This window comes from Acinetobacter sp. CIP 102637 (assembly GCF_000368425.1).
In the GTDB taxonomy this organism is placed as follows: Bacteria; Pseudomonadota; Gammaproteobacteria; order Pseudomonadales; family Moraxellaceae; genus Acinetobacter; species Acinetobacter parvus.
Genome location: NZ_KB849436.1, coordinates 1 through 3,162, shown reverse-complemented (window position 1 = coordinate 3,162; position 3,162 = coordinate 1). Strand labels below are relative to the sequence as shown.

At 34.2% G+C, this 3,162-nt stretch carries 6 protein-coding genes; 3 read left to right on the top strand and 3 right to left on the bottom strand.

The features are described 5' to 3' along the window. The first annotated feature begins 170 nt into the window (after positions 1-170). The 3 genes from F967_RS13265 to F967_RS13255 are packed head-to-tail and all read left to right on the top strand — an operon-like array spanning position 171 to position 1,233. A complete protein-coding gene (locus tag F967_RS13265) occupies positions 171-602 on the top strand; it encodes an Arc family DNA-binding protein (RefSeq protein WP_004761294.1) in 432 nt (143 codons plus the stop codon). A gap of 53 nt (positions 603-655) precedes the next feature. After that, entirely contained in the window at positions 656-901 is a 246-nt protein-coding gene (locus tag F967_RS13260) for a hypothetical protein (RefSeq protein ID WP_004678286.1), read from the top strand. Positions 902-909: 8 nt separating this feature from the next. Continuing rightward, positions 910-1,233, top strand: coding sequence for a type II toxin-antitoxin system HicB family antitoxin (locus F967_RS13255; protein WP_004678285.1), 324 nt, complete (start codon positions 910-912; stop codon positions 1,231-1,233). A 42-nt stretch (positions 1,234-1,275) separates the two neighbouring features. On the opposite strand, the gene F967_RS13250 is transcribed toward F967_RS13255, so the two are convergent. The 3 genes from F967_RS13250 to F967_RS14595 form a co-directional block, all read right to left on the bottom strand. Then, positions 1,276-1,746: a hypothetical protein gene (locus F967_RS13250; RefSeq protein ID WP_004800677.1), complete on the bottom strand. Its 471-nt coding sequence runs from the start codon at positions 1,744-1,746 to the stop codon at positions 1,276-1,278. Positions 1,747-1,932: 186 nt separating this feature from the next. Then, positions 1,933-2,532: a hypothetical protein gene (locus F967_RS14600; RefSeq protein ID WP_004800674.1), complete on the bottom strand. Its 600-nt coding sequence runs from the start codon at positions 2,530-2,532 to the stop codon at positions 1,933-1,935. Then, positions 2,486-3,046, bottom strand: coding sequence for a hypothetical protein (locus F967_RS14595; RefSeq protein ID WP_004800672.1), 561 nt, complete (start codon positions 3,044-3,046; stop codon positions 2,486-2,488). Before F967_RS14595 ends, F967_RS14600 begins: the two co-directional genes overlap by 47 nt. Between the last annotated feature and the right edge of the window lie 116 nt (positions 3,047-3,162).

Below are 3,162 nucleotides of genomic sequence, written 5' to 3'. Positions count from 1 at the left end.
TGGTGTTTGCCTGACCAAAAATAGCTAACCAAGTCCATATGTTGACTATATGGTTTATCTAAAACAGTATCATCAATACTGACTATAAGTTTATTTGCATATTCCTGCATAAACATACCACCCATTCTTGTTCGTAACGTACCAGTCGTTCCTTTCGTAATGAGCCGAAAATGAATAAACCACAAACAGTAGATGCACAATTTAAACTTAGATTACCAACAACATTAAAGTTAAAAATTGAAAATGAAGCTCAAGGCTTGAAACGATCTATGAATGCTGAAATTGTGGCACGATTAGAAAAAAGCTTTAACTTTAAAAAATTAGACAATAATAGTGTATTGAACCAATATCAACTTATTGATCGCAAGAAAGAACTATCAAATCGCTTAACTAAAGCAATAGAGTTGTTTAATTCATTACAGGTAAAAGAAATTAAATATACACACATTGCTGAACAACTAGGATATGAAACTGCTGAACCTGTATTAGATTGGATACAAGGTAAACATGAACCATCTTTCCATCAACTTCGAGAAATAGCAGAGTATCTAAAGGTTAATCCGTCTTGGCTTGTACATGGTGATGGTGAAATCAGCACTTGAATAATAGTACCATTATTGATACTATTTAGAGATTGGAATTATTGAGCATATTAATGGCTAATATTGATCAACTCATAGAGCAAATGCGGAATAATCCAAAAAATATTCGTTTTGTGGATTTAATCAAGGTTTGCAAACAGTATTTTGGTGAGCCAAGACAAACAGGTGGTAGTCACACCGTATTTAAAACACCGTGGCAAGGCGATCCTCGTATAAACCTTCAAGATGATGGTGGGAAAGCTAAACCATACCAAGTGAAGCAAGTTTTGGCTGCACTCGATAAACTTAACGTATTGTGAGGTGGAAAATGGATAGTAAGCAATATACTTACCGTGTTATGTGGTCAGCAGAAGATAATGAATACGTTGGACAATGTGCTGAATTTCCATCATTATCTTGGCTTGATGCAGATCAATCTAAAGCATTTTCAGGTATTGTTAATGTTGTTGCTGAGGTTGTAGCCGATATGATCAGTAATAATGAAAAAGTACCAGTGCCACTTTCAGAGAAGAAATATAGTGGTCGTTTTGCTGTACGTGTTCCATCAATGGTTCATCAAAAACTAGCATTAGAAGCAGCAGAACGTGGTGTAAGTATGAATCGTTTAGTATCCGCAAAATTAGCTATGTAACCAGTTAAAAGGATATGAGATTTTGTCTCATATCCAAGTGGTTCAAGAAATAGGAATGACTGGTATGTTACGAACAGGAATAGGTGGTCGTTTTATCCAGTATTTTGCACACTGTGCTTTCACTGTTAAAGAAACAGATGGAATTTGGTTTATCCACGTTGATACAAAGCCATTCACCAACTGCCATGGATTGACACAAGCCTGTCCATCTAACATTTTGATCGCAATGTTCTTTATCGTGCTTGCACTGTGCTGGTTGCTTTGTTCAATCGCTGTGGCTTTGACCTGTATGGTCATATCCTGATTTTTGCTACTAGCAAAGCGTAACTGTGTCCAGTCCCATGTGCTGATATCTATCCATTGCTGGGTTGAACTAATGGTGATGTAGTTCGTTCCATCGGTCAGTACCGTACCCTGACTAAAGCCTGACAACTCCAGTTTGATGGTTTCTGAACCATTCTGATCATTGCTATGTGCAGCAATAATTAGTAGATAGATAGTTTTTCCAACCATGACGTAGACCTGATTCGCTGTTGAGGTATAAGTTTCGACTAAACAAAATCAGGATAGTGCTACCTCGTATCCCAGATATAAAATAATGAGGACATTTTCTATTCCTTTTAAAACTATTAAAACCCTAATAAAATACAAAAATGAGCTATTAAATAACTCATTTTTATAAAAATCTATCAAATAATTTTAGGATATAATACTATTATATCTTTTCTCAACTTCTTCGTACAATTTCTCTATTGTCCAATTAGCAAGATGAGGTAGAGCTTTAGCTCCTCTTTCAACATAAGATAAAGCTTCCTGAATTAGTTGATCATATAGAGGATCATTTAAGTATTTAGCGAAAGCCAGCCGATTTACTACTGCATTACCTATTATATATTTTTTTTCATCACCATGATTAATCCACTGATTTAATGTTTCTAAATCTTTGTGTTGTTCAGCATCATAAATTAAAAAACCATAAATTTGTTTAAAAATACTTTCAAGCTGTTTAGGGTGTGTTATCGCCAAGGGTTTACCCTCAACCCCATGCAGTTCTGGTATATATTGTAGGGTAAAATCTTTAATCGGATGTTGTCTAAGAATAGTAAAAGCCTTATCTTCAGAAACTTGAATATAACTGCTTAAAGAAACATGAGAATAACCTAGTTCATATTTAGATAAATTTGATGCAGTTACTATAAGAATTTTTTCATATATATTTTGACTAAAATCTCTATACAAACCGAACCCTTGATTATTCTGATTTTTTTTCTTTATCCCAAAAACCCAATATATTTTCATTTTCCTTTAACCACTGATGATAGAACTGAACCAATTTATCCTGACTGGCTGGTAATACTTTAAACTGGCTTAACTGATCTTTGGTAATGGGTTGAACTGTACTTAGCCAGCGTTGAATACTGGCCTCTTTTGGAAATACCTTACCTTTACTGAAAAAAATATAAGCCCCTGCATCAAAGCCCACTACATCGTATTTTATAATCGCTTCAACAACGATTTTATATAAATATTGACTTTTTTCAAAAAAATAGCGATCTATATCCAACACATTCTCTTGTGTTGGCACAATATATCCCTCTGCATTATCAAAAAAATCTATAATATCCTGATCAAAGTTTTCTGAAAGTTCTGGGTCAGTCACTATTTTAATAATAGCACGTAAACATTGTGCTAAATTCTCACTATACCCCGTATACTGTGGATGTGTCGCATAATATTCTGCTTGTTCAAGATCGTTAATTTCAACATCAGGATGGTGTTGTTTGGCATCCCAAATATAAAATAATGATGACATTTTCTATTCCTTTTAAGATGATAGGACTTACGCACTGTTATTTATAGACTCTCTGTGGTAGCAGATGATTTTTATCGAGAATAAAGTCATCAATGAAGTTTTTGATCATTGGTCTA